The 1,366-nt window shown below is 37.5% G+C and carries 1 protein-coding gene and 1 pseudogene; both read right to left on the reverse strand.

Annotated elements, in window-relative coordinates:
- A partial coding sequence (locus tag H5072_RS19545) for a Wzz/FepE/Etk N-terminal domain-containing protein (RefSeq protein WP_182694521.1) occupies nucleotides 1-766 on the reverse strand: 766 nt, incomplete at its 3' end.
- Nucleotides 767-828: 62 nt separating this feature from the next.
- Nucleotides 829-1,366: pseudogene (locus H5072_RS19550) on the reverse strand (capsule biosynthesis GfcC family protein); the annotation flags it as partial.

The raw sequence follows: 1,366 nt of genomic DNA on the forward strand, positions 1-1,366 counted from the left end.
CCTCAACTAAGTTATAGAGGACACTTCTAATATCAGATACTTTTGTTTTTTCTAATTGTTCAGTTAAAAATTGGGTACTTTTGATAGCCTCAGCAACCTCACGTTGCTTTACTTCACGGTTAATATCTTCTATTAACCAGTTAACCCATTGCTGGGCTATAACTGGAGAAATATGCTCAACAGAAAGTGTAATAGTGGAGCTTTCTGGCTCTGAATTTGTATCAACTATTTTTGAAAATACTTTATAGGCTTCTTGCATTGATGGTTTAGCACGCTTTGGAGCCTTTACTTCTCGAATCCACTTATCTTCTAAAGGTAGGTATAATGCTTCATTATATGATATTGAGTTACTCGACATATCCCAACTTTTAGCTGCCATTAAATCGGGTAGTATTGCGTGCTTCTCAATAAAGTTACTGATAAATTTACGCGATTTTAATATTTCAAGTGCCAATTGAGTTTTATTTCCACTGCCTCCGCCAATGTCTACTCCAGCTAGCCCTGCTAAACCACCAAACTCACTAGCTAAACCAGCCAAGCCATTTGACTCTTTTGATTCTGCTGCAATCAATACTGCTTCAGCCTTGTATATATTAGGTAGGTTAAGTGCATAAATTACAGAAGCCACAGCAAAAAAACTGGTCACTATAAAGATAAAGAGCTTCCCAGCCCATATGCTAGTTATTAGCTCACGTATGTCCAATTCATCATCTTGGTTATATGAAGCATTTGCCTCACATCCAACCTTGCCACTTTGTTTAGTCATTGCGTATTTATCACTTAATCTATTACTGAATAAAAATATGGTTAATTTTAGCTATAAATATTCTATATACTACTTATAGCAGCAACGGCTACGCCCAGCTGATAGAGAATCTGAGTTGCAGTGCTCCAAAGTGTAAGTCTATCCATATGATCTGCATTCATAGGTATAACAATCGTGTCACCTGGTTCTAATTGTTCTGCATTATTAGCTGCAAACCAGCCACCTGTATTTGGTATTTTAACTGAACCATTAGCTTTAATAATGTAAATTCGGTCTTCAGCCGCACGCTCTTTAAGGCCACCACTTAGCGCTATATAATCATCAACACTAACACCTGACTTATATAGATGTGACGTTGAGTAGTTGACTTCACCTATTACGCTGATTGAATCGCGCTTGCTTGGTACATAAAGTGTATCGCCATCTTGCAGTACTAAGTTTTGTTGATTATTTACAATTAAAGGTAAATCAATTACTAAACGTCCTACAGCTTCAACACTTGCGAGGTCGTTTAACAGCTTGTTCATTTCTTCATAAGAAAGTGTGTTACTGCTTACAGAGTTTTGGAAGCTCTTAGAGGCGATGTCGCGGCGAAGCTCT

Source organism: Pseudoalteromonas sp. SR45-5 (genome assembly GCF_014163565.1).
GTDB classification, from domain to species: domain Bacteria; phylum Pseudomonadota; class Gammaproteobacteria; order Enterobacterales; family Alteromonadaceae; genus Pseudoalteromonas; species Pseudoalteromonas distincta.